The organism is Streptomyces lanatus, assembly GCF_014655715.1.
GTDB classification, from domain to species: domain Bacteria; phylum Actinomycetota; class Actinomycetes; order Streptomycetales; family Streptomycetaceae; genus Streptomyces; species Streptomyces lanatus.
In genome coordinates this window covers 314,151-339,340 of sequence record NZ_BNBM01000007.1, presented here as the reverse complement: position 1 = coordinate 339,340, position 25,190 = coordinate 314,151, and the positions used below count along the sequence as shown (strand labels likewise).

The window sequence follows — 25,190 nt, the reverse complement described above, 5'->3', positions numbered from 1 at the left end:
TCACTCCCCCACAGCCGCGGCCGCGACGGGCACCGCACGCGCGAACCCACCGTCCACCATCAGATTCGCCACCGTCTCCAACTCCGGCGGAGAACCCGCCAGCCGGGACAGAAACGCGTCGAAGTCCTCACCGCACGGCATCAGCAGCCGCTCCACCCGCTCCGCCGGCGGCCACGAGGGATCCACGTCCCGCGCGTCGTCGTAGGCGCAGAACCACACCGAACCGATCCGCTCGCCCTTCACCTTCACGGCCAGCAGCCCGCCCTGGACGAAGCCGACGCCCAGATAGTCCTTGGTCAGATGGTCGCGCAGGCACTTGTTGACGTAGACCAGGTCATTGACCGCGGCCTCGTCCCGCACCGTGAACAGCGGCTGGTCGACCAGCAGTCCGAGCTCCGCGTCGAGCGCCGTCCCCACCGGCGCGCACCCGCCCGCCGCCTTCAGGAACGACCGATACGCACCCGGCAGCCGGTACCCGAGCTCCTCCTCGACCCCCAGCGCCTGGGTCTCCGTCACCGCCACACCCGACTTCGGCAGCCGGAAGTGCGCCGGGCGGGTCTCCTGCAACGGCCGGGTCCCGCGCTTGTCGTGGGCCACCGCCGACGTCGCGATACCTCCGTGATGCCGCAACAGCGCCTTGACCTCGACCGGAACCAACTCCAGCCGCCGCGTGCCCATCGCGTGATGCCACGTCCAGCCGTGCGGGGTCGCCACCGACGGGATCGTGTCCCACAGCTCGTGCCCCGTGGCCGCCAGCGCCGCGTTCGCCGACACATAGTCCGTCAGCCGCAACTCGTCGACGCCGAAACCCTCCGGCGGCTCCGCGATCTCCGCCGCCGCGCGCGCGTACGGCGAGAAGTCGGGGTAACCACGCTCGTCGACCCGTACTCCTCTCGGGTGACGGGACGCCCGTACCGGATCCGGGAAATGCACGACCTGCCCGGCGTAGGCCGCGTTCGGCGGCGCGGCTTGTCCCCCAGCCTGGCGGCCGGGAGGTGCCCCCAGCCCGAGCCGACCTGTCGTCATGGCGGTTGCCCCCTGCGGCGTTCTGATACGCGCCGCCACGACCACTCTCGGTCACAACGCCACGTATCGACTGTCTCGTCTGCGTCCACGCGTCACCGCATGGAAAGCGGTGCCGACAGCCTATGCGGTACGACGATCGCGGTCACCGGCGCCGGTCATGACCCCCTCCGCTTCCGTGACCAGCCGTCACCCCGCCGTGACAGCGTGCCCCAACCCGGGCGTGTCGCGTCGCCCCAGCTTCCGCACCCGCCACGGCATTTGGCACTCTGTGACGTCCGAGAGCATGCCCGGGGGATGCTCAGGAGGGGATGATGATCATGAACGCGACGCAAACAGGGCCGCACACCGCGAGGTCCGGCGACCCCCGCATCGGCTGGAGCGCCACCGAAACGCCGCACGCGCCCGCCCTCCACCACCGCCGCGACGGCATACTCCCCACCGTCGCCGCCGCCCTCTCCGTCCGCGGCGCCACGCTCACCGGCACCGCCGCCCGCGGCGACCAGCCCCCCGAGCTGCACCACCTCGTGCAGGACTTCCTCGACACCCTGACCAGCTCCGAACGCGACCGCTTCACCGGCCGCTGCGCCGAGACCATCCTCATCTCGCGCCATATCGCCGCCGCCGACGCCACCCGCAGCAAACGCGCCGCCCGCAAACCCATGACCAACGGCGAAGCCCGCAAAGCCCTCAAACAGGCCAAGCTCACGGCCCGCCGCATCCGCGAGGACGGCGACCCCCTGCACGGCAGCTTCGCGGCCCCCTGCCGCGCCTGCACCGCCCTCAGCGCCCACTTCGGCGTCCGCGTCGTGGACCCGACGGCAACCGAGAGCTGACCCCCGCACGTCCCTACCAACCGGACCAACCAGTACGGCCGCACCCCGCCGGGCCGGCCAGGCGCAGCCGCGACCCGGCGTACTCGACGATCGAAGGGCAGATGCACACCGACCGCACCTCAACCACCCGTTTCCCCGTCCCCGTCGACGCCGCCCTGCGCGCGGCCGGCTGGCAACCCGGACGCTGGGACATCAAGCAGGCCGAGGTCTGGGCCGACGCCCTGCGCGAGCACACCTCACCAGCGGGACACCGGCACGCCGTCTTCCCGGCCGCGGTGGAGGCCTGGGCCGAGTTCGGCGGCCTGCACATCGCGCCCACCGGCCCCGGCCGCCAGGTCGCCCCCGCCACCGTCCACTTCGACCCCCTGCACGGCCTCCACATGGCCCGCACCCTCGGCGACCTCGGCCGCGCCCTCGACACCGAGGTCTGTCCCCTCGGCACCGAGACCGACACCCACTCGCTGCTCGCCATCGACACCGAGGGCCGGATCTACGCCCTCGACCACACCGGCGACTGGTACCTCGGCCCCGACATCGACCAGGCCCTCGCCGGCCTCGTCGCCGGCATAGAACCGGTACGCCTCACAGCGGGCTGACAGCACCGCACACGGGCGCCGCCTACGCCGCCGGAATCACCGCCGACACCCGAAAACCCCCCGCGTCCGTCGGCCCGGACACAAACACCCCGCCCAGCGCCACGACCCGCTCCTTCATCCCCACCAGGCCATTGCCCCCGGACGGCAGCCCCGCCGCCGATGCCGACGACAACTCCGGCGGCGGCTCGTTCTCCACCTGCATCGCGATCTCGGACACGCGATGCGCGAGCCGCACATGGGTCTTCGCACCGGCCGCATGCTTGTGGACGTTCGTCAACGCCTCCTGCACGACCCGATACGCCGTCTGCTCGACCTCCGGCGCATACCCGCGCGTCTCCCCCTCCACGGACAGATCGACCACCATCCCGGCGGCCGCCGACTGCCCGACCAGCTCCTCCAACTCGGACAGACAGGGCCCCTCACCGGCCACCTCGTCCGCACCGGGCCGCCCCCGATCAGCGGCGGCAGCGGCGGCGACCCCGACAGCGGCGAGCGGTACGACAGCCCCCCGAGCCCGGTCCGCCTGCGCCGCGGCACTGCGCAGCACGCCCAGCATCTCCCGCAGCTCGGTCAAGGCCTGCCGGCCCATGTCCCCCACCAGCGCGGCGTTCTTCACGGCCTTCTCGGGATCCTTACGGGCCACCGCCTGAAGCGCGGCAGCGTGCACCACCATCAGGCTCACCCGATGCGCGACGACGTCATGCATCTCCCGCGCGATCCGGGTCCGTTCCTCGCCCCGCGCCCACTCGGCCCGTTCCTCCGCCCGCTCGGCGAGCAACTGAAGCTCCCGCTCAAGGCTGTCCGCCCGCTCACGAAGGCTCTCCATGAGCCGCCGCCTGGCCCCCACATACAGCCCGAGCAGCAGCGGCGGCGCGGTCACACCGAGCGCCGTGGTCACCGAGGCGAACGGCACCACCCAGTCACCGAAGCTCAGATCCCCCCGGTCCACGCCCTGCCGCATCCACACGAACATCACGATCAGCGTGCCGACGAACGACATCCCGGCCAGCGAGGCGATGATGCGCCTCGGCAGTTCGGAGGCGGCGAGCGTGTACAGCCCGACGATGCCCAGCAGCATCCCCATCTGTGCCGGCAGCACCGCGATGGAGACGAGAACGACGGCGATCGGCCACCGGCGCCGCAGCACCAGCACCGACCCGGCCAGCACTCCGAACACCACGCCCGCGGCCACCGGAATCCCGGCGTCCCGCGCGAACCGAACGCCCTCGATCCCACACTCCAGCGCGGACACGACCCCCAGACTCACGTCCAGCACCGCACTGCGCGTCCTGTCCCACCACCACGGCCCCACCCCCGGCGGCGGGACCTCGGCGCGCTCTTCCCCCGTCGTGGTCATGCCTCCAGCCTACGGGCGGGCGGCGGTGGTTTTCTGGCGAGTTTTGCGGACTGGCCTACACCACATTCGGTGACCGAGCGTGAGCGCTCCGGGGCACCGACTTGTATCGTCGCGTGGAGGGCGCCTGGTACGGCATAGTAGGAGGCGCCGCTCGGCGACCTGGCTAAATGTCCGGTTCCGTCGGCTTCTTTCCCCCGTGGTGTAATTGGCAGCACTGTGGCTTTTGGTGCCATCTGTCCGGGTTCGAGTCCTGGCGGGGGAGCAGCTGCCCGGTTCGGGCCCTGACTGTCGACAGCTCAGTCAGGGCCCGCTCTCATATCCCCCACGAAACGCCCCGGTATCCTGCGGATGTCACCCACCCCCGCCACATCCGAAGGGCAAACCGTGAGCGCCAATCGCCCGGCAGCCGTCGTCGTTCTCGCAGCGGGTGAGGGCACCCGTATGAAGTCGGCCACACCCAAGGTCCTCCATGAGATCTGTGGACGCAGCCTCGTGGGGCATGTGCTCGCCGCCGCACGTGAGTTGGACCCGGAGAATCTCGTCGTGGTGGTCGGCCACGCCCGGGAGAAGGTAACCGCGCATCTCGGCGAGATCGACCCCGGTGTACGCACCGCCGTACAGGCAGAGCAGAACGGCACCGGGCACGCGGTGCGGATGGCACTGGAGGAGCTCGGCGGGGCGGTCGACGGGACCGTGGTCGTCGTCTGCGGCGACACCCCTCTCCTCACCGGCGCGACCCTGACGCATCTCGCCGCCACGCACTCCGCCGACGGCAACGCGGTCACCGTCCTGACCGCCGAGGTCCCGGACGCGACCGGCTATGGGCGGATCGTGCGGGACGGTGCCTCGGGGGCCGTGACCGCGATCGTCGAGCACAAGGACGCGACCGAGTCGCAGCGGGCGATCCGGGAGATCAACTCTGGGGTGTTCGCGTTCGACGGGCAGCTGCTCGCGGACGCGCTCGGGAAGGTGCGGACCGACAACAGCCAGGGCGAGGAGTACCTCACCGACGTACTCGGGATTCTGCGCGAAGCCGGTCACCGCGTCGGTGCCTCCGTGGCCGGCGATCACCGTGAGATCGCCGGGATCAACAACCGGGTGCAGCTCTCGGAGGCCCGCCGGATCCTGAACGACCGGTTGCTGACCGATGCCATGCTCGCCGGTGTCACGGTCATCGACCCGGCGACGACCTGGGTCGATGTGACGGTCACCTTCGAGCAGGATGTGACGGTCCAGCCCGGTACGCAGCTGCGCGGCACCACGCATCTCGGTGCGGGCGCGGAGGTCGGCCCCAACAGCCGGCTGACGGACACCCGGGTCGGTGCCGGGGCGCGGGTCGACAACACCGTGGCCGACGGTGCGGTGGTCGGGACGGAGGCGAGTGTCGGGCCGTACGCCTATCTGCGGCCGGGGACCCGGCTCGGCGCGAAGGGCAAGATCGGCACCTACGTCGAGACGAAGAACGCCTCCATCGGGGAGGGAACGAAGGTTCCGCACCTCTCCTACGTCGGTGACGCGACGATCGGCGAGCAGACCAACATCGGTGCGGCGAGCGTGTTCGTCAACTACGACGGGCAGGACAAACACCACACCACCGTCGGGTCGCACTGCCGTACCGGTTCGGACAACATGTTTGTGGCTCCCGTCACGGTCGGGGACGGTGCGTACACCGCCGCCGGGTCCGTGATCACGAAGGACGTGCCGCCCGGTTCGCTGGCCGTGGCCCGTGGTCAGCAGCGGAATATCGAGGGTTGGGTGGCTCGAAAGCGTCCGGGCAGTGCTGCGGCGAAGGCGGCTGAGGCGGCTTCGCGGCAGGTCGAGAGCGAGGACTGACCGGAAACGGGCGCGTCAAACACGGCGTACCGTGATAAGTGCACACTCGCACACCCAGCTGAGACACCTCTGAGGAGACAGTGCTGTGACCGGGATCAAGACGACCGGCGAGAAGAAGTTGATGTTCTTCTCCGGCCGCGCCCACCCCGAGCTTGCCGAGGAGGTCGCCCAGCAGTTGGGGGTCGGGGTCGTTCCGACGAAGGCCTTCGACTTCGCGAACGGTGAGATCTACGTCCGTTACCAGGAGTCGGCGCGTGGCGCGGACTGCTTTGTGATCCAGAGCCACACGGCTCCGATCAACCAGTGGATCATGGAGCAGCTGATCATGATCGACGCGCTGAAGCGTGCGTCGGCCCGCTCCATCACGGTCATCGTGCCGTTCTACGGTTACGCCCGTCAGGACAAGAAGCACCGTGGACGTGAACCGATCTCGGCGCGTCTGATCGCGGACCTGATGAAGACGTCGGGCGCGGACCGGATCCTGACGGTCGATCTGCACACGGACCAGATCCAGGGCTTCTTCGACGGCCCCGTCGACCACCTCTTCGCCCTTCCGCTCCTCGCGGACTACGTGGGCCGCAAGGTGGACCGGGACAAGCTGACGGTGGTCTCTCCGGACGCCGGCCGGGTGCGGGTCGCCGACCGTTGGTGCGACCGGCTGGGCGCGCCGCTCGCCATCGTGCACAAGCGGCGTGACAAGGACGTGGCGAACCAGGTGACCGTCCACGAGGTCGTGGGCGAGGTCAAGGGCCGGGTGTGTGTGCTGGTCGACGACATGATCGACACCGGTGGCACCATCTGCGCGGCCGCCGACGCGCTGTTCGCGCACGGCGCCGAGGACGTCATCGTGACGGCGACGCACGGTGTGCTGTCGGGTCCGGCCGCGGACCGCCTCAAGAACTCCCGGGTGAGCGAGTTCGTGTTCACGAACACGCTGCCCACGCCGGGTGAGCTGAGCCGTGACCTGGACAAGCTGACGGTGCTATCGATCGCGCCGACGGTCGCGAACGCGGTGCGTGAGGTGTTCGAGGACGGTTCGGTGACGAGCCTGTTCGACGAGCAGTAACAGCGAGCGGCCAGAGATCCTTTTGGTACGGCCTCCCCCTCCGAGTAGACTGCTTCAGTTGCTCGGCGAGGGAGGCCGTACCTGTTCGTTCAGGTGTCGGCGCTCCGTTATCGACGCGCTCTTCGTAGCAGGCCGTTCGTGGCCGGGTGACCACGTCCGTATCTAGCTTCTACGAGGAGTGATCATGTCCGAGGTCAAGATCTCCGCCGAGACCCGCACCGAGTTCGGCAAGGGTGCCGCCCGCCGTATCCGTCGTGACTCCAAGGTCCCCGGCGTCCTGTACGGCCACGGCGCGGACCCGCTGCACCTGACCCTCCCGGGCCACGACCTGCTGCTCGCGCTGCGTACGCCGAACGTCCTGATCTCCCTGGACATCGACGGCAAGACCAACGAGCTGGCCATCCCGAAGGCCGTGCAGCGTGACGCCATCAAGGGCTTCCTGGAGCACGTCGACCTGCTGCTGGTCAAGCGTGGCGAGAAGGTCACCGTCGAGGTCCCGGTCCACGCCGAGGGCGAGCTGGCCGCGGGCGGCAACCTGCTGGAGCACGTCCTGAACGCGCTGCCGGTCGAGGCCGAGGCCACGCACATCCCCGAGTCCGTCACCGTGTCCGTCGAGGGCCTGGAGGCCGGTGCCTCCATCCTGGCGAAGGACATCACCCTGCCGAAGGGCACCACGCTGGCCGTCGAGGAGGACACCGTCGTCCTCCAGGTCCTGGCCGCGCAGGCCGAGGAGGCCCCGGAGGGCGAGGCCGCCGAGGGCGAGGAAGTCGCCGAGGCCTGATCCTCACCGGTCATCGTTTCGTCGGCCGCTGTTCCCACTGGGGGCAGCGGCTGGCGCGTATCAAGGAGACATGGACGTGACGACCGACCCGAGCGCCCCCTGGCTGATCGCCGGCCTCGGCAATCCGGGGCCCGAGTACGCCATGAACCGGCACAACGTCGGCTTCATGGTGGCGGATCTGCTGGCCGAACGGATCGGGGGGAAGTTCAAGCGGGCGGGGAAGGCTCAGGCTCAGGTCGTCGAGGGGCGGATCGGGCCGCCGGGGCCGTTGAGCCGGCGGGTGGTCCTGGCGAAGCCGATGTCGTACATGAATCTCTCCGGCGGTCCCCTGAACGCGTTGCGCGACTTCTACAAGGTGCCGGTCGGGAACATCGTCGCCGTGCATGACGAGTTGGACATCGACTACGGCACGCTGCGGCTGAAGCTCGGCGGTGGGGACAACGGGCACAACGGTCTGAAGTCGATGACGAAGGCGATGGGTGCGGACTATCACCGGGTGCGGTTCGGCATCGGGCGTCCTCCGGGCCGTATGCAGGTCGCGGACTTCGTGCTGAAGGACTTCTCCGCCGCGGAGCGCAAGGAGCTGGACTACTTCGTGGACCGTGCGACGGACGCGGTGGAGTGTCTGGTGATCGAGGGCCTGGAGCGGGCGCAAAGCACGTACAACTCGTGACTTGTCCGCCCGCCGTGGCGGACCGAGGTTGACCGGGTGCAGGGGCATGGCCAAGGATCGCGGCCATGCCTTCTGCCGTTGTCTCCAGTCAGGGCGCTGTCTCGGCGCTGCGGTTCGGGCGGTTCGCGGCGATGGGTACGGTCGCGGTGCTGATCCTGATCGCGGGGGTGTGGGCGTCGTGGGGCACCGCTCATCATGTGATGCTCACCAAGGGGCGGGAGAGCGGCACGATCGAGGTGACTCGGTGCGGCGCGGACACCTGCACCGGTCCCTTCACGCCGATCTCCGAGGGTTCGCGGGCGCGGAAGTCGGTCGTGATCGAGAAGAACGTGGCCGTGCGCAAGGGGGAGACGTACACGGTCGTCGTGAAGCCGGGCAGTGACGATGTCGTACGGTCCGGTCCTGCGGGCGTGCTGTACGCGTGGGTTCCGCTCGGCGGGGCGCTGTTGCTGGCGTCGGTGGTGGTCGCGGGCGGGTTGCGGCGGACGCGGCTGGCGTGGGTGATGGCGGGGTCGGGGATGGTGCTGCTCACTGCGGCTTTCGTGGTGGTCTGAGGTGCCGGGGTGCTGAGGTTCCGAGGTTCGTTCCCGGTTCGTGATTGACCTGGAGTCAGTCCCGGCTGGAAGCTGAGCCGCCCCCTCCACATCTTCCCGTTCCTTCTCGAAGATGGACTACTGCCCCATGCGTACCCTCAATCGCGTCGGCGCCCTGTCCGCCGTCGCCGCGGCAGCGTTGCTGTCCGCTCCGGCCGCCGCGCACGCCACCGCTCCCGGTGACAACGGCACCGTGAAGATCCATGACGCCACCACCGGCGAAGAACTGCGCAAGAACGAGCCGCATGTGTGCGAGTTCTATCTCGACGCGTTCGGTTTCGACAGCGTGCAGCAGGTTTCCTGGCATATCGAGGCCTGGGCGCCGACGGCCGCCGTCAAGGGCGAGACCGTGAAGTCCGGCGCGATCACGCTGGACGGCGAGGGTCATGGCCGTACGGCGGACATGACGCTGCCCGATGGGCACTACAAGCTGTTCTGGAACTTCGATGGCGAGAACGGGGCCGCGAAGCACAAGGTGTTCTGGACGGACTGCGAGGACGAGGAGGAACCGGGCGGCGGTACGACGGCCACTCCCACCGCCTCCCCCTCCGAGACCTCTCCCTCCGAGACCGAAACGCCGGCTGCCGTTCCGTCGTCGTCCCCGTCCCCGTCCGCGCAGGGCGGCGCCGAGGGCGATCTCGCCGAGACCGGAAACGGTGCCCCGGTGGAGCTGCTGTCCGCCGCCGCCCTGGCGCTGCTGGGCGCGGGCGGTTACCTGGCGTTCCGGCGCCGCAAGGCCTGACGGTCGACAACAAACAAAGAGTGCCCCCGTGCTCGTACGAAGCACGGGGGCACCCTTTTTCGCAGATCAACCGGTGTTGCGCAGGCCGGCCGCCACGCCGTTCACGGTGAGGAGCAGCGCGCGGGCCAGCAGCGGGTCGGGCTCGGCGCCAGATGCGGCGGCGTCGCGCTGGCGCTTGAGGAGCGTCACCTGGAGGTAGGAGATCGGGTCCAGGTAGGCGTCGCGGATGCCGAAGGTCTGCTTCAGCACCGGCTGTGCGTCGAGCAGTTCGTCCTCCCCGGTCACCCGCAGCACCTCGCGCACGGTCAACTCGTGCTCGGCCTTGATGGTGTCGAAGACATGCTTGAGCTCGTCCGGCACGAGGGTGTCGACGTAGTGCGTGGCGATCCGCAGGTCGGTCTTGGCGAGCGTCATCTCGACGTTGGAGATGAAGTTGCGGAAGAAGTGCCACTGTTCGTGCATCTCGTCGAGCACAGTGTCCAGGCCGGCTTCGCGCAGCGCCTTGAGGCCGGAGCCGACGCCGAACCAGCCGGGCACGATCTGGCGGGACTGGGTCCAGCCGAACACCCACGGGATGGCGCGCAGTCCGTCGAGCGAGACACCCGAGCCGGGGCGGCGGGAGGGCCGCGAGCCCAGGTGCAGGTCGGCGAGCTGGTCGACCGGCGTGGAGGCGAGGAAGTACGTCGGCAGGTCGGGGTCTTCGACGAGCTCGCGGTAGGCGGCGTGGGCGGCGTCGGAGACCACGTCCATCGCCGCGTCCCAGCGGGCGAGCGCCTCGACCGACTGGCGCGGGGCGGTGTGCAGCGCGGAGGCCTGCAGCGTCGCCGCGACGGTCAGCTCCAGGTTCTCCCTGGCGAGGGACGGCACGAGGTACTTGTCGGAGATGACCTCGCCCTGCTCGGTGACCTTGATCTCGCCTTCGAGGGTGCCCCAGGGCTGGGCGAGGATCGCGTCGTGCGAGGGGCCGCCGCCGCGGCCGACGGTGCCGCCCCGGCCGTGGAACAGCCGCAGCCGCACCCCGTACCGATGCGCCACGTCACGCAGGCGGCGCTGGGCGCGGTGGATCTCCCACTGGGAGGTGGTGATGCCGCCGAACTTCGAGGAGTCGGAGTAGCCGAGCATGACCTCCTGGACGTCCCCGCGCAGCGCCACGAGCCTGCGGTACGACGGGTCGGAGAGCATGTCCTCCAGGATCGTGTCGGCGGCCTTGAGCTCGTCCGTCGTCTCCAGGAGCGGCACGATGCCGATCCTCGCCCACCCGGCGTGCAGGTCGATGAGGCCGGCCTCGCGGGCCAGCACGGTCGCGGCGAAGACGTCGTCGGCGCCCTGGCACATGGAGATGATGTACGACTCGATGACCTCGGGCCCGAAGACCTCCAGGGCCCGCTTGACGGTCTGGAAGACGCCGAGGGTCTTCTCACCGGCCGCGTCCACGGGTGCCGGGGTGGGCGCGAGGGGGCGCCGCGACCTGAGTTCCTTCGCAAGCAGCTTGGCGCGGTACTCGCGGGGCATGTCGGCGTAGCGCCAGGATTCCTCGCCGAGGCGGTCGAAGAGCTGGCCGAGGGCGTGGTGGTGGGCGTCGGCGTGTTCGCGTACGTCCATGGTGGCGAGCTGGAGGCCGAACGCCGCGAGGGTGCGGATCGTACGGTTCATACGGCCTTCGGCGAAGAGGCCGCCGCGGTGTTCCCTGAGGGAGGTCTGGATCAGGGTGAGGTCGTGCAGCAGCTCGCCGGTGCCGAGATAGTCGCGGCCGGCCTCGTGCGGGATGCCCTTGGCGAGGCGCTGCTTGGTGTTCTCCAGCTTCTGCCGGATGCAGGTGGCCTTGAGCCGGTAGGGCTCCTCGGCGTTGAGGCGCTTGTAGCGGGGGCTGATCTCGGGGAGGGCGCCGAGGTCGGCCTGGAGGGAGTCGAGGAGCTCCTGGGTGGCGCCGGTGTAGCGGATGGAGTTCGACAGGAAGCCGCGCAGCTCGTCGATCAGCTCCAGGGCGTCGTTGATGCCGTGCTCATGCTGAAGGATGAGAACGTCCCAGGTCACCTGGGGGGTGACGTTGGGGTTGCCGTCGCGGTCGCCGCCGATCCAGGTGCCGAAGGTGAGGGGGCGGGTGGCGTCGGGGAGCTTGTGGCCGACGCGCTCCAGCTCGGCGGTGAGGTCCTCCAGGACGTCGCCGACGGCGCCGGCGTGGAGTTCGTCGAGGTAGTAGATGGCGTTGCGGGCCTCGTCGGCGGGCTCCGGGCGTACGACGCGCAGCTCGTCGGTCTGCCAGACGAGGTCGATGTTCTCGGCCAGTCGGGTGTCGTGCCGGCGGCGGTCGCCTTCGAGGACGGGGGTCTCCAGGAGCGCGGCGATGCGCCGGAGCTTGTTGAGGACGCTGCGGCGGGCGGCCTCGGTGGGGTGGGCCGTGAAGACGGGGCGGACGTTGAGGTGCTCCACCGTCTGGCGCAGGTGCTCGGGGTCGGCGTCCTTCAGCCGGTCGGCCGTACGGGCGAGGAGTCCGCCCTCGGCGGCGCGCCGGGCGCGCAGCTCGCGGCCCCGGTGGACCTGTTCGGTGACGTTGGCCAGGTGGAAGTAGGTGGAGAAGGCGCGGACCAGCTTGGCGGCGGTGTCCAGTTCCGTGCCGCGCAGCAGCTCGGCGGCGGCCTCGCCGTCCTCTCGGGTGAGGCGGCGGACCTTCTCGACGAGTTCGAGCAGCTCGGGGCCCTCCTGGCGGACGAGGGTCTCGCCCAGGAGATCACCCAGTCGGCGGATGTCGGCGCGCAACTCGGTACTGGTGGTCTCTTGGGAAACGGTCTGGTCGTCGGCACTGCTCACAGGTGCGGCTCCTTGCAGTGTTGAAGCTCGTCCGGGAGGGAACCCGGCGCAGGTGCCGCGCGCGGCGGGTACCGCATACGGCTCCTGACATCCGGGAAGAAATCAGAGCGGACCGCGCTGTCCGACCGGCTTCAAGGATAGGTGTCGACGCGGACGCGCAGTCTCTCGGGCTCTTGCCGCCGGGCGACGCACTGCCATACTTACGACGCCGTAGGTTACGGAACCGTAGGGAACGATGTAACGAAACCCGGGAATGGTTCCCGCGACCCCGGCACCTGCCAAAACCCTCGACCCCACAGGGGACGCCCCATGACCACGAGCTCCGATGTGATCGAAGACGCCCCGAAGGCGAACGACGACACCCCAGTTCCCTCAGCCACGCTCGGCGGCGAGAAGAAGGGGTCGCTCGAGCAGTTCGCGCTCCTTCTGTTCATCGTCGTCCCGTTCCTCGCGCTGGCCGCCGCGGTGCCGCTGGCCTGGGGCTGGGGCGTGAGCTGGGTGGACCTCGGTCTGCTGGTGTTCTTCTACTTCTTCGCCTGCCACGGCGTCACGATCGGCTACCACCGGTACTTCACCCACGGTTCCTTCAAGGCGAAGCGGCCGCTGCGCATCGCGCTCGCGATCGCCGGTTCGATGGCGGTGGAGGGCCCGCTGGTGCGGTGGGTCGCCGACCACCGCAAGCATCACAAGTTCTCCGACGCGGAGGGTGACCCGCACTCGCCGTGGCGTTACGGGGAGACCGTTCCGGCGCTGATGAAGGGCCTGTGGTGGGCGCACATCGGCTGGATGTTCGACGAGGAGCGGACCTCGCAGGAGAAGTACGCGCCGGATCTGATCAAGGACCGGGCGATCCGTACGATCTCGCGTCAGTTCATCTGGTGGACGGTGCTGTCCCTGGCCCTGCCGGCGCTGATCGGCGGTCTGGTGACGATGTCCTGGTGGGGTGCGTTCACGGGCTTCTTCTGGGGCTCTCTCGTGCGGGTGGCCCTGCTGCACCACGTCACCTGGTCGATCAACTCGATCTGCCACGCGGTGGGCAAGCGCCCCTTCAAGTCGCGTGACATGTCCGGCAACGTGTGGTGGCTGGCGATCCTGTCCTGCGGCGAGTCCTGGCACAACCTGCACCACGCCGACCCGACGTCGGCGCGGCACGGTGTGGAGCGCGGGCAGATCGATTCCTCGGCGCGGATCATCCGCTGGTGCGAGCAGCTCGGCTGGGCGTACGACGTGCGCTGGCCGTCACGCTCGCGTATCGATTCGCGCCGGAACACCGGGGAAGGCGGCTCCCGGCGCCGGAAGGAACCCGTAAAGGCGGCATGATTGACGCCGTGGCGACCGACTCCAGCAGCACCCCCGGCAATGAGAAGCAGCGGCGGGCCCGCCGTACCCGGATGACCGGTGCGGAGCGCCGCCAGCAGCTGCTGGAGATCGGTCGCACCCTGTTCGCCGCGAAGGGCTTCGAGGGCACGTCGGTGGAGGAGATCGCCGCGAAGGCGGGCGTCTCGAAGCCGGTGGTGTACGAGCACTTCGGTGGCAAGGAGGGGCTGTACGCGGTGGTCGTGGACCGCGAGATGCGCCGCCTGCTGGACATGGTGACCGGCTCCCTCACGGCCGGCCACCCCCGGGAACTCTGCGAGCAGGCGGCCTTCGCCCTCCTCGACTACATCGAGGAGTACACGGACGGCTTCCGCATCCTGGTCCGCGACTCCCCCATCCCCCAGTCGACGGGTTCCTTCGCCTCCCTCATCTCGGACATCGCCACCCAGGTGGAGGACATCCTGGGCCGCGAGTTCAAGAGCCGCGGCTTCGACCCCAAGCTGGCCCCCCTGTACGCCCAGGCCCTGGTCGGCATGGTCGCCCTGACCGGCCAGTGGTGGCTGGACGTCCGCCGCCCGAAGAAGGCGGAGGTGGCGGCCCATCTGGTGAATCTGGCGTGGCACGGGCTGGACGGGCTGGAGGCGAAGCCGCACCTGATAGGGCGACGGAAGAGCTGAACCGAGGGCCACGAAAGCAGCGCTGCATGATGGAAATCACGGTCAGCGAGGCCGGTTCCCAGCTTGGGGATCTCGTTCGGTACGTCGCCCACAACCGCGAGGCCATCGCCCTCACTGACGGAGGAGAAGCCGCCGCTCTCCTCGTATCGCCGCGGGTGATGGAGGATCTCGAAGACGCACTCGCCGAAACACCGCGTCCTGTACGTCATCGACGAAGCAGTGATCCACATCCTCGTCACTCACCTGGGCCGCACGTCCTGAGTTCCACCGGCTCCAGGAACTCCAGCCGGTTGCCCACGGGGTCGTACGAGTAGAACCGCCGGTGTCCCGGCAGGTCCTCGTCCCACTCCACGTGCGCCCCGTGGGCTGCCAGCCGGGCGCCGTACCGCTCGATCCCGGTGACCCGCAGCCCTGGATGCGCCTTCTTCGCCGGGCAGAAGTCCGCCTCGATGCCGAGGTGCAGCTGTACGCCGCCCGACCGGAACCAGCAGCCCCCGCGCGCGGCCAGTGCCGGTGGCTTGGGGATCTCCGTCATGCCGAGGGTGTCCACGTAGTACGTCCGCAGTCGGTCCTCCGAACCGGCCGGTGCCGCCAGCTGCACATGATCGACGGCTGTCAGCATCACGCCTCCTTGGCGGCCACCGCGAAGATCCGGCGGAACGGGAAGGGCGTGCCGTGCGCCCCGGCCGGATATGCCTCGCGCAGGGCCGACCGGTACTCGTCCAGGAATGCCTCCCGCCGCTCGGGGTCGTCGGCGAGGGCGGTCAGGACCGGACGTAGCCCCGTGCCCTTCACCCAGTCCAGCACCGGGTCCTCGCCGGTCAGGAGGTGGACGTACGTCGTCTCCCAGACGTCCGCGGCGCAGCCCAGGTCGGCCAGCCGGGCGAGGTAGGCCTGTGGGGCGAGTACGGCGTCGTCGTGGCGGAGGGTGTCGGCGAGGCCGTGGCGGGGGGCCAGGTCGCGCATCAGGCGGTGGCTGGGGGCGTCGAAATTGCCGGGGACCTGGAAGGCGAAGGTGCCGCCGGGCCGGAGGGCCGCGACCCAGTCCGCGAAACGGTCGGCGTGCCCCGGCACCCACTGGAGCGTGGCATTGCTGACGATCAGGTCGTACGGCTCCCGTGGCGTCCATGTCCGTACGTCGGCGTGGGCGAAGTCGATGCGGCCGCCGCCCGCCGTCGGCCCCTCGTGCTCGACGTGGGCCTTGTCGAGCATCTCGGTGGAGTTGTCGTGGCCGGTGATGTGCGCGGTGGGCCAGCGCTCGGCGAGCAGGACGGTGACATTGCCGGGTCCGCAGCCGAGGTCGGCGATGCGGGGCCGGTCGCCGGGGAGGTCGGGGACGCGGGCGAGGAGGTCGATGAAGGGGCGGGCGCGGTGGCCGGCATGGCGCAGGTACTGGGCGGGATCCCAGGTGGGGGTGGTGGCAGCGGACATGCTGGAGATCTCCTGTCTCTCGCTCGCTCTCCAGCCTGCCCTCCTCGATATCTTGACGTCAAGAGACTTCACGTCGACACAACCACTACACTGATCGCCATGGAGGACGAGGTCGATCGGCTGGTCGCAGCATGGCGCCGGGAGCGCCCGGACCTCGACGTGGAACCGCTCGAAGTGCTCAGCCGGGTCAGCAGACTGGCCCGGCATCTGGATCGCGCACGTCGGCTGGCCTTCTCCGAGCACGCCCTGGAGCCCTGGGAGTTCGATGTGCTGACCGCGCTCAGGCGCGCGGGAACGCCGTATCAGCTCTCCCCGGGACAGTTGCTGACGCAGACCCTGGTCACCTCCGGCACGATGACCAACCGCATCGACCGTCTGGCCAAGAAGGGCCTGGTGGAGCGCCTCCCCGACCCCAGCGACCGACGCGGTGTGCTGGTACGGCTGACCGACGAGGGCCGCGACCGCGCGGACCAGGCGCTCGCCGGTCTGCTGGACCAGGAGCGCGCGATCCTCGCCGAGCTGTCGCGTGCCCAGCGCGGTGAACTGGCGGGACTGCTACGCCAGCTGACCGCCCCGTTCGACAACATCCCCGGCTAGGTCGACGGGCCCGACCCCGGCCCGGCGCGCGAGGGCGACGGCGGCGAGGGTGGAGTGGACGCCCAGTTTGCCGAGGACGTTCTGCATATGGGTGCGGACGGTGTGCGGGGAGAGGAACAGGCGCTCGGCGACCGCCTTGCGCCCCAGTCCCGCCACCATGCAGCGTAGGACCTCCCGCTCGCGCGGCGTCAGCGACTCCACCAGCCGCTCGCTCTCGGTGCGGTGCTTACGGGCCGCCGTCAGCTCCCGCAGCACGCCCGTGAGCAGGGCGGGCGGCAGATGCGTCTCGTCACGCAGGACCCCCCGGATGACCGTGAGCAGCCGGGACAGCGAGCAGTCCTTGGCCACCCAGCCCGACGCCCCCGCCTGCAGGGCGAGCGCGGCCCGGCGCGGATCGTCCTTCTCGGCCAGGACCACGATCCGTACGGCGGGCTGCGCCGAGCGGACCCCGACGACCAGCGAGATACCGTCCACGAGCCCGTCCTCGCCCACCTCCTGCACGGGCACGGCCGGCCGGACCCCCGGCACACTGCCGCCCAGATCGGCGTCGACGAGCAGGACATCGAACCGCCGCCCCTCGGCGGCCGCGCGCTCCAGGCTGCGCAGAGCTGCCGGACCGCTGCCGGCGGCGGAGACGTCGACATCGGGCTCGGCGGCCAGGGCGGCGGCGAGCGACTCGGCGAAGATTCGATGGTCGTCGACGACCAGCACTCGGATGCGAACCACGAAACCCCCTTCCCCAGGCTCTCGAAGAGCAGGGGATACCCCATCGTCGTGAGGACGACACCGGGAGACGAAGACCGTCACGGGGACGACGCCCGAAACGCGAAGGATGCGCGCACGGCCGCCGCCGTGCAGGAACTGCTACCCCCCACATCGGGCGTCGAACCCGCGTGTCTCGCCCCCTGATCAGCACCGGCCCCCACCGGTGCTGTTCATCAGGGTACGGCCGGGGGGCAGGAGCGGAAGGTAATTTGCAGAACTGGTTGGCCGACGCGTTTATGGTGAGCCGCATGTTTCGTCTGGAGACAGAAGTCGACAAATCGCGCCAGGATCTGCTCCGCCGACGGCTGCTGGCCACCAACACGGCGGCCTCCCCGGTCCTGCGCGCCCTGCGCGGAACCCCAGGTGAACGCGAACTCCCGCTCCAGGTATGGGCGTTGGACGACTCCGGCGCACTGGCCGGCGGTCTCGTCGGCCACACCTGGACCACCTGGCTCCATGTCACCTACCTCTGGGTGGACGAGCGCCATCGCGGCTCCGGCCTCGGTTCACGACTGCTCGCCCACGCGGAGCGCGTGGCCCACGCCGAGCGCGGTTGCACCTCCGTGCGCCTGGAGACCTGGGACTTCCAGGCGCCGGACTTCTACAAGAAGCAGGGATACGAGGTGGTCTGCGTGATCCCGGACTATCCGCCGGGCATCACGGAGTACACGTTGACCAAACAGCTGGCGGCGAGCTGAGTCTCAGTGCTGTCTCAGACACGTCCCCTACCCTCCGCCCCATGAGCATGCTGCGGAAGCTGAACTCGAAGATCGGCGCGACGACCGGGTACCAAGTGCGCAAGGTGCCGCCGGTCCGGGAGCCGGCGCCGGGCAGTCTCAACGCCATACCGAAGCCGCGAGGTCCACGCCCCGAGCGCCCGGCGGCCGTACCCATGAGCCACGTGGACCCGGCCGTGGACCGGCTGCTCGAACAGCCCGTGTTCATCCTCACCTCCGTCCGCTCCGGCTCGACCCTGCTGCGCATGATGCTGGGCGCTCACTCCCGGCTGCACGCAGCGCACGAGCTGCATCTGACCGGCCTGGAGGTGTACTTCAAGACCCACAGCCCCACCGAGAAGTCGATGCGGGCGCTCGGCCTCGGGTACGAGGAGCTCGAAGCGCTGCTGTGGGACCGGACCCTGCACCGGGAACTGGTGAAGTCCGGCAAGTCGTTCATCGTGGAGAAGACCCCGGGCAACGCCTTCGCCTGGCGCCGCATCGCCGAGGCCTGGCCCGACGCCCGCTTCGTCTTCCTGCGCCGGCACCCGGCCGCGGTCGCCCGCTCCTGGCACGAAGCCGTCCCCGACCGCACCCGCGAGGACGCGGCCGAGCGGGTCCTGAAGTACATGGAGGCCATGGAGGAGGCCCATGCCGAGGTCGGCGGCCACATCCTGCGCTACGAGGACCTCACCACCGACCCCGCCACCGAACTCCGGGCCATCTGCCGTTTCCTGGACCTCGACTTCGAACCCGGCATGCTCGACTACGGCGGCAGCCTGGAGGGCGCCGTCCTGGGCGGTGGCTTCGGGGACTGGAACGACAAGATCCGCTCGGGCCGCGTCCAGCCGGACCGGCCGGCACCGACGCGGGACGAGATCGCGGAGGTGCTGCGGCCGATGTGCCGGGAGTGGGGATACGTCTAGGAGGGCGCCTGGTCAGCTCACCCGTCGCGCCCCCGCCGCAGGCACCGCCTCGAACACCCGCGGTGCCGTGAAGCCCGCGGTGTCGAAGGCCTGCTCGACGGCCTTGGTGATGGTCTCGACGTCGGCCGCCTCGGCCAGCACGATCGCCGAGCCGCCGAAGCCGCCGCCCGTCATACGGGCGCCCAGGGCGCCGGTCGCCAGGGCGGTGTCCACGACCAGGTCCAGCTCGGGGCAGGAGATGCGGAAGTCGTCGCGCAGGGAGGCGTGGCCGGCCACCAGGACCGGGCCGATGGCGCGGGGCTCGCCCGCCTCCAGCAGGGCCACCGTCTTCTCGACCCGCTCGTCCTCGGTGACGACGTGGCGGACCAGGCGGACCGCTTCCTCGTCGTCGCCGAGCCTTGCGAGCGCCGTGTCCAACTCGCCGTAGGGGATGTCGCGCAGCGCGTCGACGCCGAGCAGAGCCGCACCCCGCTCGCAGCCCGCGCGGCGCTTGCCGTACTCGCCCTCGCTGTGGGAGTGCTTGACCTGGGTGTCGACGACGAGGAGGCGCATGCCCTCGGCGGCGAGGTCGAAGGGGATCTGCTTCTGGGAGAGGTCGCGGGTGTCGAGGAACAGGGCGTGGCCGGCCTCGCAGCACGCGGACGCCGTCTGGTCCATGATCCCGACCGGGGCGCCGACGTAGACGTTCTCGGCGCGCTGGCACAGCCGGGCCAGCTGCCAGCCCTTGAGTCCGAACCCGTACAGCTCGTTGAGCGCGAGGGCGACCACGACCTCCAGTGCCGCCGACGACGACAGGCCCGCGCCCGCCGGGACCGTCGAGGCAAGGTGGATGTCAGCGCCGGTCAGCGCGTGCCCGGCCTGGCCGAGGGCCCAGACGACGCCCGCCGGGTATGCCGTCCAGGCCTTGTCCGACTCGGGCGCGAGGTCATCGAGCCGCAGCTCGACCACGCCGCCCTCGACGTCCTCCGAGTGCAGCCGCAGCACACCGTCATCCCGCCGCGAGACCGCCGCGACCGCGGTGTGCGGCAGTGCGAACGGCATCACGAAGCCGTCGTTGTAGTCGGTGTGCTCGCCGATCAGGTTGACCCGGCCCGGCGCGGCCCACACCCCCTCCGGCTCGGCCCCGTACAGCTCCCTGAACCGCTCGGCGACCGTGGCTGCCGTGTCGACGCTCATCCCCTGACCCTGACCTTTCCCTGCCTGCGTTCTAGTTGCCGCGCCGCTGCGCGAACTCCCATGCGTCCGCGACGATCCCCGCGAGGTCCGCGCGGGACGGGTTCCAGCCGAGCCGCTCGCGGGCGGTGTCGGCGGAGGCGACCAGGGCCGCCGGGTCGCCGCCCCGGCGCGGGGCCACGACCTCGGGGATCGGGTGCCCGGTGACCTGGCGGACGGTCTCGATGACCTGGCGCACGGAGAAGCCTTCGCCGTTGCCGAGGTTGCAGATGAGGTGCTCGCCCGGGGTGGCGGCCTGCACGGCGAGCAGGTGGGCCTCGGCGAGGTCGGCGACATGGATGTAGTCGCGTACGCAGGTGCCGTCCGGCGTCGGGTAGTCGTCGCCGAAGACGGAGATCGCGTCGCGCCTGCCCTGGGCGACCTGGAGGACGAGCGGGATGAGGTGCGACTCGGGGTCGTGGCGCTCGCCGCAGTCGCCGTAGGCGCCCGCGACGTTGAAGTACCGGAGCGACACGGCACCCAGGCCGTGGGCCGCCGCCTCGCCGGTGATCATGTGGTCGACGGCGAGCTTGGAGGCGCCGTACGGGTTGGTCGGCGAGGTGGGCGCGGATTCCACGATCGGCACCTCGGTCGGCTCGCCGTAGGTGGCGGCCGTGGAGGAGAAGACCAGCTTGCGCACGCCCGCGTCGCGCATGGCGCCGAGCAGGGCCATGGTGCCGCCGACGTTGTTGTCCCAGTACTTCTCGGGCTTCACGACCGACTCGCCGACCTGCGAGAACGCGGCGAAGTGCAGCACCGCGTCGAAGGAGGAGTCCAGCCACTTGGCGGCGTCGCGGATGTCGCCCTCGATGAAGGACGCCCCGGACGGCACACCCTCACGGAAGCCGGTGGAGAGGTTGTCGAGTACGACGACCTCGTGGCCCGCCTCCAGCAGATGCTGGGCGACCACGCTGCCGACGTAACCCGCCCCGCCCGTCACCAGGTACTTCATCAACTCGCTACCTCTCGCAGTCGCTGGGCCGCGCGCTCCGGCGGCACGTCGTTGATGAACACACTCATGCCGGATTCGGAACCCGCGAGGAACTTCAGCTTGCCGGAAGTGCGGCGGATGGTGAAAAGCTCAAGGTGAAGCGCGAAATCGTCCCGCACGACGCCCTCGAAGTCCTCCAGCGCACCGAACGGCGCCTGATGCCAGGCGGCGATGTACGGCGTCGGAGGCTCACCGTCACCGAAGATCCGGTCGAAGCGCCTCAAGAGTTCCAGATAAACCTTGGGGAACTCTGAGCGTGCCTCCTCGTCGAGCGCGAGCAGATCGGGCACCCGGCGCCTCGGGTACAGGTGGACCTCGTACGGCCAGTGCGCGGCGTACGGCACGAAGGCCACCCAGTGTTCACTCTCCAGGACGACTCGCTCGTCGGCGAGTTCACGCTCCAGGACGGCGTCGAAGAGGTTCTCCCCGCCGGTGGCGTCCTTGTGCGCGGCGGCCGACCGCAGCATCAGGGCCGTACGCGGGGTGGTGAAGGGGTAGGCGTAGATCTGCCCGTGCGGATGGCCGAGGGTGACACCGATCTCGGCGCCGCGGTTCTCGAAGCAGAACACCTGCTCGACGGAGGGCAGGGAGGACAGCTCGGAGGTCCGGTCCGTCCAGGCGTCCAGGACCAGCCGGGCCTGTTCCTCGGTCAGGTCGGCGAAAGAGGCGTTGTGGTCGGAGGTGAAGCAGACGACCTCGCAGCGCCCGGAGTCGCCGGCGAGGGAGGGAAACCGGTTCTCGAAGACGACGGCGTCGTACGACGAGTCCGGGATCTCGCTCAGCCGGTCGCCCTCGGAGGGGCAGAGCGGGCACTGGTCGGCCGGGGGGTGATAGGTGCGCCCCTGCCGGTGCGAGGCGATGGCGACGGAGTCCCCGAGCAGCACGTCATGCCGGACCTCGGACGACGTGACGGTCCGGTCCAGGGGGCGGCGATCGACCGCGTCCCGCACGGTGTCGTCGCGCAGGTCGTAGTAGATGAGCTCACGACCGTCGGCCAGTCGGGTCGAGGTCTTCTTCACGCCGGACTCCCATCAAACAGAACTAAACATAGAGAAACACAACTCACCACCGGGGGTCAACATCACAATCAAACAAAGAGCACCATCGGACGTGTTCAATTACTGAACGCAGGGGCGTAGGTTCCGCTCTGTATCGATTCGCGAGACGAAGCGAGTACGCATGCAAACCCCCACAATTTCCCCCACCGCCTCTCTCACCTCCCCCACCTACCTGGCAGCCGAGCTCCGGCTCCCCACGAACTGGCTCGACTACACGCTCCTCGGCATCTACTTCGTGGTGGTGCTGGGCATCGGCTTCGCGGCCCGCCGCTCGGTGAAGACCACCCTCGACTTCTTCCTCTCCGGGCGCTCCCTGCCCGCCTGGGTCACAGGTCTGGCGTTCATCTCGGCCAACCTCGCCGCCACCGAGATCCTCGGCATGGCCGCGAACAGCGCGCAGTACGGTGCCTACACCGTCCACTGGTACTGGATCGGCGCCATCCCGGCCATGGTCTTCCTGGGCCTGGTGATGATGCCCTTCTACTACGGCAGCAAGGTCCGCTCGGTCCCCGAGTTCCTACTCCTCCGCTTCGACCGATGGGCACACCTGCTCAGTTCGGTCCTGTTCGCCTTCGCGGCCATCCTGATCGCCGGTGTGAACCTGTACGCGCTGGCGATCGTGGTGGAGGCCCTGCTCGGCTGGCCCCAGTGGGTGGCCATCGTCGTCGCGGGCTTCTTCGTACTCGCCTACATCACCCTCGGCGGCCTGTCGTCCGCGATCTACAACGAGGTCCTGCAGTTCTTCGTGATCCTGGCGGCGCTCATCCCGATCACGATCCTGGCGCTGAAGAAGGTCGGCGGCTGGGACGGTCTCACCGACAAACTGACCCAGAGCCACGGCGACAACTTCGTCACCGCCTGGGGCGGCACCGGCATCGGCGAGGCGAACCCGCTGGGCGCGAACTGGCTGACGATCGTCCTCGGCCTCGGCTTCGTGCTCTCCTTCGGCTACTGGACGACGAACTTCGCCGAGGTCCAGCGCGCGCTCTCCGCGAAGAACCTCTCGGCGGCCCAGCGCACCCCGCTGATCGCGGCGTTCCCGAAGATCTTCATCGTGTTCCTGGTGATGATCCCGGGCCTGGCGGCCGCGGCCCTGGTCCCCGGCTTCGGCACCGAGAAATCGGGCTACCAGTACAACGACGCCATCCCGTACCTCATGGAGGGCCTGCTGCCCAACGGCGTACTGGGCATCGCGGTGACCGGCCTCCTCGCCGCCTTCATGGCGGGCATGGCGGCGAACGTCTCGTCCTTCAACACGGTGTTCACGACGGACATCTGGGCGAAGTACGTGGTCAAGGACCGGGAGGACTCCTACTACGTCCGCTTCGGCCGCCTCATCACGGCGATCGGCGTGATGGCGTCGATCGGCACCGCGTTCCTCGCGTCATCGTTCTCGAACATCATGAGCTACCTCCAGACGCTGTTCTCCTTCTTCAACGTGCCGATGTTCGTCGTCTTCATCGTCGGCATGTTCTGGAAGCGGGCATCGATGAAGTCCGGCTTCTGGGGTCTACTCGCAGGCACAACGGCAGCGATGCTGAACTACTTCGTCCTCTACAAGCAGGACATCATCTCGATCCCCTCCGACCAGGGCGCCAACTTCGTCTCCGCGATCGCGGGGTTCGTGGCAGGGGCGGTAGTCATGGTCGCCGTATCCCTCTTCACCTCCCCCAAACCGGCAGACGAGTTGCAGGGGTTGGTCTACGGCACCCGCTCCCCCGGAATGGCCGAGCCGCCGGCCGAGGGCGACGACGCGTGGTACCGCAGGCCGGCGTTGCTGGGGTGGGGCGCGGTGGTGCTGGCGGCCGCCTGCTACATCCCGTTCTCGTTCTCGTTCTGACGCAGGAGGCTTGACCGACCATGAGCGACAACTCCGAACACCCCACGCCCGCCGAGCACTCCGGCTACTCCGAGAAGGACGTCCAGCGGGAGGTCACCGAACTCCAGGAGAAGTCCACCACCGCCGCCCGCCTCTTCGACATCCGCCGCATCATCGGCGGCCTCTTCGTCCTCTACGGCGTCATCGTCACGATCGCCGGCCTCACGGACGACGACGCGGCGATCGACAAGGCGGAGGGCGTCAACATCAACCTCTGGACCGGGCTGGGGATGCTGCTCCTGGGCATCTTCTTCCTGGCGTGGCTGAAGCTTAGGCCTACGGCTCCGCCGCCGCCGGTCGTGGAGGCGGGGGAGGAGCAGCCGAAGGGCTGACGCCGGGTGGGGGCGGGCCGGGTGTGTTTCCTCGCCCCTCCGCCCCTACCCGTCCCATCCCGCGTTGAGCGCGCAGCCCCTCCTACAGCTGGCTGAACCAGGCGTCACGGCTCCTCATGCGTCTCCGCCTGCTGAACCGGCCCCGCCCGATCCAACAACCCCGTACGCGCCGCCAGCGCAGCCGCCTCCAGCCTCGAACCGACCCCCAGCTTCATCAGCACCCGCTGGACATGGGTACGGGCGGTGGACGGTGCGATGCCCATGCCCGCCGCGATCAGGCGGGTGTCCTCGCCGTCGGCCACGCGGACCAGGACCTCGACCTCGCGCGGGGTGAGCATCTGGAGCAGGCGTTGGCCCTCGTCGTCCGGTTGGGCGGCCGGGTTGAGGAGTTCGCTGAAGGCGCCCTGGAGGAGTTGGGGGGCCACTGCCGCCTCCCCGGCCCGGGCTTTCATGATCGCCCGTTCGACGCCCTCTATGCGCTCGTCGTGCCGGACATAGCCCGACGCACCCGCCGCGAACGCCGCCGCTATACCGCGCGGGCTCGGCACGGGGCCGAGGACCAGCACCGCCACCTGCGGACGCTCTCGCTTGATCTTCGCCACCGGGTCGAAGATGCCCGGTTCCGCCGGTGTCCCCGTCCCCAGCAGGCACACCTCCGGTGCCCGCGTGATCACCAGCTCCGCCGCCCCCGCGGCAGGCGCCGCCGCGGCCAGCACCCGGTGCCCCCTCAGTTTCAGTGCCGAGGCCAGCGCCTCGGCGAGCAATCGGTGGTCGTCGACCACCATGAGCCGCACTCCCATCGAGCAACCCCCCAGTCCCCCCAATGGATCCCCATCAATGCCCCACTATGGATGCCCACTGGTCCGCGCGGACAGAAGCCCCCACCCGGCTCCCCCGCCCTTCATGCCCCCGGAAGCTACACGCTTGTTCGACGTTGCGCTCCCCCTACCGGCGATAAGTGCCCCGGAACGGCGGATTTTC

The 25,190-nt window shown here is 69.6% G+C and carries 25 protein-coding genes and 1 tRNA gene; 16 read left to right on the top strand and 10 right to left on the bottom strand.

Annotation, left to right across the window (positions count from 1 at the left end):
* Positions 1-1,026 (bottom strand): SMI1/KNR4 family protein, encoded by a 1,026-nt coding sequence (locus IE325_RS21215; protein ID WP_190071540.1) that lies wholly within the window; start codon positions 1,024-1,026, stop codon positions 1-3.
* A gap of 308 nt (positions 1,027-1,334) precedes the next feature.
* On the opposite strand from IE325_RS21215, the gene IE325_RS21210 reads away from it, so the two are divergent.
* Entirely contained in the window at positions 1,335-1,859 is a 525-nt protein-coding gene (locus IE325_RS21210; protein ID WP_190071539.1) for a YwqJ-related putative deaminase, read from the top strand.
* A gap of 101 nt (positions 1,860-1,960) precedes the next feature.
* Positions 1,961-2,455 carry an SUKH-3 domain-containing protein gene (locus tag IE325_RS21205; RefSeq protein ID WP_190071538.1) on the top strand — a complete coding sequence of 165 codons (495 nt, stop codon included), beginning with the start codon at positions 1,961-1,963 and terminating at the stop codon, positions 2,453-2,455.
* A gap of 22 nt (positions 2,456-2,477) precedes the next feature.
* On the opposite strand, the gene IE325_RS21200 is transcribed toward IE325_RS21205, so the two are convergent.
* On the bottom strand, positions 2,478-3,812 hold the full coding sequence (locus IE325_RS21200) for a sensor histidine kinase (protein ID WP_190071537.1): 1,335 nt from the start codon (positions 3,810-3,812) through the stop codon (positions 2,478-2,480).
* A gap of 190 nt (positions 3,813-4,002) precedes the next feature.
* On the opposite strand from IE325_RS21200, the gene IE325_RS21195 reads away from it, so the two are divergent.
* From IE325_RS21195 to IE325_RS21165, 7 genes are all read left to right on the top strand, one after another.
* Positions 4,003-4,074 (top strand) — tRNA-Gln (locus IE325_RS21195).
* A 122-nt stretch (positions 4,075-4,196) separates the two neighbouring features.
* Positions 4,197-5,645 carry a bifunctional UDP-N-acetylglucosamine diphosphorylase/glucosamine-1-phosphate N-acetyltransferase GlmU gene (gene glmU / locus IE325_RS21190; protein ID WP_190071536.1) on the top strand — a complete coding sequence of 483 codons (1,449 nt, stop codon included), beginning with the start codon at positions 4,197-4,199 and terminating at the stop codon, positions 5,643-5,645.
* An 85-nt stretch (positions 5,646-5,730) separates the two neighbouring features.
* Positions 5,731-6,711: a ribose-phosphate diphosphokinase gene (locus IE325_RS21185; protein ID WP_190071535.1), complete on the top strand. Its 981-nt coding sequence runs from the start codon at positions 5,731-5,733 to the stop codon at positions 6,709-6,711.
* 184 nt (positions 6,712-6,895) lie between these two features.
* Positions 6,896-7,492: a 50S ribosomal protein L25/general stress protein Ctc gene (locus tag IE325_RS21180; RefSeq protein ID WP_190071534.1), complete on the top strand. Its 597-nt coding sequence runs from the start codon at positions 6,896-6,898 to the stop codon at positions 7,490-7,492.
* Between the two features lie 70 nt (positions 7,493-7,562).
* Complete coding sequence (pth, locus tag IE325_RS21175) at positions 7,563-8,165, top strand: aminoacyl-tRNA hydrolase (RefSeq protein ID WP_190071533.1); 603 nt, start codon at positions 7,563-7,565, stop codon at positions 8,163-8,165.
* Between the two features lie 65 nt (positions 8,166-8,230).
* Positions 8,231-8,719 (top strand): hypothetical protein, encoded by a 489-nt coding sequence (locus IE325_RS21170; RefSeq protein WP_190071532.1) that lies wholly within the window; start codon positions 8,231-8,233, stop codon positions 8,717-8,719.
* 127 nt (positions 8,720-8,846) lie between these two features.
* Positions 8,847-9,500 carry an LPXTG cell wall anchor domain-containing protein gene (locus IE325_RS21165; protein WP_190071531.1) on the top strand — a complete coding sequence of 218 codons (654 nt, stop codon included), beginning with the start codon at positions 8,847-8,849 and terminating at the stop codon, positions 9,498-9,500.
* 66 nt (positions 9,501-9,566) lie between these two features.
* Here IE325_RS21165 and ppc read toward each other — a convergent pair whose 3' ends face one another.
* Positions 9,567-12,308, bottom strand: a complete 2,742-nt coding sequence (gene ppc, locus IE325_RS21160; protein ID WP_190071530.1) for a phosphoenolpyruvate carboxylase — start codon at positions 12,306-12,308, stop codon at positions 9,567-9,569.
* A gap of 309 nt (positions 12,309-12,617) precedes the next feature.
* Here ppc and IE325_RS21155 point away from each other — a divergent pair, with 309 nt between their 5' ends.
* Together IE325_RS21155 and IE325_RS21150 are read left to right on the top strand one after the other, a co-directional pair.
* The gene (locus IE325_RS21155; protein ID WP_190071529.1) at positions 12,618-13,628 is read left to right on the top strand and encodes an acyl-CoA desaturase; all 1,011 of its coding nucleotides are present in this window, start codon (positions 12,618-12,620) and stop codon (positions 13,626-13,628) included.
* Positions 13,625-14,302, top strand: a complete 678-nt coding sequence (locus tag IE325_RS21150) for a TetR/AcrR family transcriptional regulator (protein ID WP_190071528.1) — start codon at positions 13,625-13,627, stop codon at positions 14,300-14,302. Before IE325_RS21155 ends, IE325_RS21150 begins: the two co-directional genes overlap by 4 nt.
* A 235-nt stretch (positions 14,303-14,537) precedes the next feature.
* Here IE325_RS21150 and IE325_RS21145 read toward each other — a convergent pair whose 3' ends face one another.
* Positions 14,538-14,924: a VOC family protein gene (locus IE325_RS21145; RefSeq protein ID WP_190071527.1), complete on the bottom strand. Its 387-nt coding sequence runs from the start codon at positions 14,922-14,924 to the stop codon at positions 14,538-14,540.
* Positions 14,924-15,733 (bottom strand): trans-aconitate 2-methyltransferase, encoded by an 810-nt coding sequence (locus tag IE325_RS21140; RefSeq protein ID WP_190071526.1) that lies wholly within the window; start codon positions 15,731-15,733, stop codon positions 14,924-14,926. Before IE325_RS21140 ends, IE325_RS21145 begins: the two co-directional genes overlap by 1 nt.
* 99 nt (positions 15,734-15,832) lie before the next feature.
* On the opposite strand from IE325_RS21140, the gene tamR reads away from it, so the two are divergent.
* Complete coding sequence (tamR, locus tag IE325_RS21135) at positions 15,833-16,330, top strand: MarR family transcriptional regulator TamR (protein WP_190071525.1); 498 nt, start codon at positions 15,833-15,835, stop codon at positions 16,328-16,330.
* On the opposite strand, the gene IE325_RS21130 is transcribed toward tamR, so the two are convergent.
* Positions 16,289-17,056: a LuxR C-terminal-related transcriptional regulator gene (locus tag IE325_RS21130; protein WP_190071524.1), complete on the bottom strand. Its 768-nt coding sequence runs from the start codon at positions 17,054-17,056 to the stop codon at positions 16,289-16,291. The genes tamR and IE325_RS21130 overlap by 42 nt on opposite strands.
* Positions 17,057-17,331: 275 nt before the next feature.
* Between IE325_RS21130 and IE325_RS21125 the strand changes: the two genes are divergently transcribed.
* Together IE325_RS21125 and IE325_RS21120 are read left to right on the top strand one after the other, a co-directional pair.
* Positions 17,332-17,793: a GNAT family N-acetyltransferase gene (locus IE325_RS21125; protein ID WP_190071665.1), complete on the top strand. Its 462-nt coding sequence runs from the start codon at positions 17,332-17,334 to the stop codon at positions 17,791-17,793.
* Between the two features lie 41 nt (positions 17,794-17,834).
* The gene (locus tag IE325_RS21120; RefSeq protein ID WP_190071523.1) at positions 17,835-18,737 is read left to right on the top strand and encodes a sulfotransferase family protein; all 903 of its coding nucleotides are present in this window, start codon (positions 17,835-17,837) and stop codon (positions 18,735-18,737) included.
* 12 nt (positions 18,738-18,749) lie between these two features.
* On the opposite strand, the gene galK is transcribed toward IE325_RS21120, so the two are convergent.
* Genes galK through galT form a run of 3 tightly spaced genes read right to left on the bottom strand, consistent with a single transcriptional unit; the run spans position 18,750 to position 21,959 of the window.
* The gene (galK, locus tag IE325_RS21115; RefSeq protein ID WP_190071522.1) at positions 18,750-19,913 is read right to left on the bottom strand and encodes a galactokinase; all 1,164 of its coding nucleotides are present in this window, start codon (positions 19,911-19,913) and stop codon (positions 18,750-18,752) included.
* Between the two features lie 31 nt (positions 19,914-19,944).
* Positions 19,945-20,901: a UDP-glucose 4-epimerase GalE gene (galE, locus tag IE325_RS21110; RefSeq protein ID WP_190071521.1), complete on the bottom strand. Its 957-nt coding sequence runs from the start codon at positions 20,899-20,901 to the stop codon at positions 19,945-19,947.
* Positions 20,901-21,959, bottom strand: coding sequence for a galactose-1-phosphate uridylyltransferase (galT, locus tag IE325_RS21105; protein ID WP_190071520.1), 1,059 nt, complete (start codon positions 21,957-21,959; stop codon positions 20,901-20,903). Before galT ends, galE begins: the two co-directional genes overlap by 1 nt.
* A gap of 160 nt (positions 21,960-22,119) precedes the next feature.
* Here galT and IE325_RS21100 point away from each other — a divergent pair, with 160 nt between their 5' ends.
* Positions 22,120-23,838: a sodium:solute symporter family protein gene (locus IE325_RS21100; RefSeq protein ID WP_190071519.1), complete on the top strand. Its 1,719-nt coding sequence runs from the start codon at positions 22,120-22,122 to the stop codon at positions 23,836-23,838.
* Positions 23,839-23,858: 20 nt separating this feature from the next.
* On the top strand, positions 23,859-24,209 hold the full coding sequence (locus IE325_RS21095; RefSeq protein WP_190071518.1) for a hypothetical protein: 351 nt from the start codon (positions 23,859-23,861) through the stop codon (positions 24,207-24,209).
* A 104-nt stretch (positions 24,210-24,313) separates the two neighbouring features.
* Here IE325_RS21095 and IE325_RS21090 read toward each other — a convergent pair whose 3' ends face one another.
* Positions 24,314-25,009 carry a helix-turn-helix transcriptional regulator gene (locus tag IE325_RS21090; protein ID WP_190071517.1) on the bottom strand — a complete coding sequence of 232 codons (696 nt, stop codon included), beginning with the start codon at positions 25,007-25,009 and terminating at the stop codon, positions 24,314-24,316.
* Positions 25,010-25,190 lie beyond the last annotated feature (181 nt).

Bases quoted from the DNA above. Each gene is read 5' to 3' on its own strand.
- IE325_RS21215 (WP_190071540.1), bottom strand. From the start codon at position 1,026: ATGACGACAGGTCGGCTCGGGCTGGGGGCACCTCCCGGCCGCCAGGCT.
- IE325_RS21210 (WP_190071539.1), top strand. From the start codon at position 1,335: ATGATGATCATGAACGCGACGCAAACAGGGCCGCACACCGCGAGGTCC.
- IE325_RS21205 (WP_190071538.1), top strand. From the start codon at position 1,961: ATGCACACCGACCGCACCTCAACCACCCGTTTCCCCGTCCCCGTCGAC.
- IE325_RS21200 (WP_190071537.1), bottom strand. From the start codon at position 3,812: ATGACCACGACGGGGGAAGAGCGCGCCGAGGTCCCGCCGCCGGGGGTG.
- IE325_RS21180 (WP_190071534.1), top strand. From the start codon at position 6,896: ATGTCCGAGGTCAAGATCTCCGCCGAGACCCGCACCGAGTTCGGCAAG.
- pth (WP_190071533.1), top strand. From the start codon at position 7,563: ATGGACGTGACGACCGACCCGAGCGCCCCCTGGCTGATCGCCGGCCTC.
- IE325_RS21170 (WP_190071532.1), top strand. From the start codon at position 8,231: ATGCCTTCTGCCGTTGTCTCCAGTCAGGGCGCTGTCTCGGCGCTGCGG.
- IE325_RS21165 (WP_190071531.1), top strand. From the start codon at position 8,847: ATGCGTACCCTCAATCGCGTCGGCGCCCTGTCCGCCGTCGCCGCGGCA.
- IE325_RS21155 (WP_190071529.1), top strand. From the start codon at position 12,618: ATGACCACGAGCTCCGATGTGATCGAAGACGCCCCGAAGGCGAACGAC.
- IE325_RS21150 (WP_190071528.1), top strand. From the start codon at position 13,625: ATGATTGACGCCGTGGCGACCGACTCCAGCAGCACCCCCGGCAATGAG.
- IE325_RS21145 (WP_190071527.1), bottom strand. From the start codon at position 14,924: ATGCTGACAGCCGTCGATCATGTGCAGCTGGCGGCACCGGCCGGTTCG.
- IE325_RS21140 (WP_190071526.1), bottom strand. From the start codon at position 15,733: ATGTCCGCTGCCACCACCCCCACCTGGGATCCCGCCCAGTACCTGCGC.
- tamR (WP_190071525.1), top strand. From the start codon at position 15,833: ATGGAGGACGAGGTCGATCGGCTGGTCGCAGCATGGCGCCGGGAGCGC.
- IE325_RS21125 (WP_190071665.1), top strand. From the start codon at position 17,332: ATGGTGAGCCGCATGTTTCGTCTGGAGACAGAAGTCGACAAATCGCGC.
- IE325_RS21120 (WP_190071523.1), top strand. From the start codon at position 17,835: ATGAGCATGCTGCGGAAGCTGAACTCGAAGATCGGCGCGACGACCGGG.
- galK (WP_190071522.1), bottom strand. From the start codon at position 19,913: ATGAGCGTCGACACGGCAGCCACGGTCGCCGAGCGGTTCAGGGAGCTG.
- galE (WP_190071521.1), bottom strand. From the start codon at position 20,901: ATGAAGTACCTGGTGACGGGCGGGGCGGGTTACGTCGGCAGCGTGGTC.
- IE325_RS21100 (WP_190071519.1), top strand. From the start codon at position 22,120: ATGCAAACCCCCACAATTTCCCCCACCGCCTCTCTCACCTCCCCCACC.
- IE325_RS21095 (WP_190071518.1), top strand. From the start codon at position 23,859: ATGAGCGACAACTCCGAACACCCCACGCCCGCCGAGCACTCCGGCTAC.
- IE325_RS21090 (WP_190071517.1), bottom strand. From the start codon at position 25,009: ATGGGAGTGCGGCTCATGGTGGTCGACGACCACCGATTGCTCGCCGAG.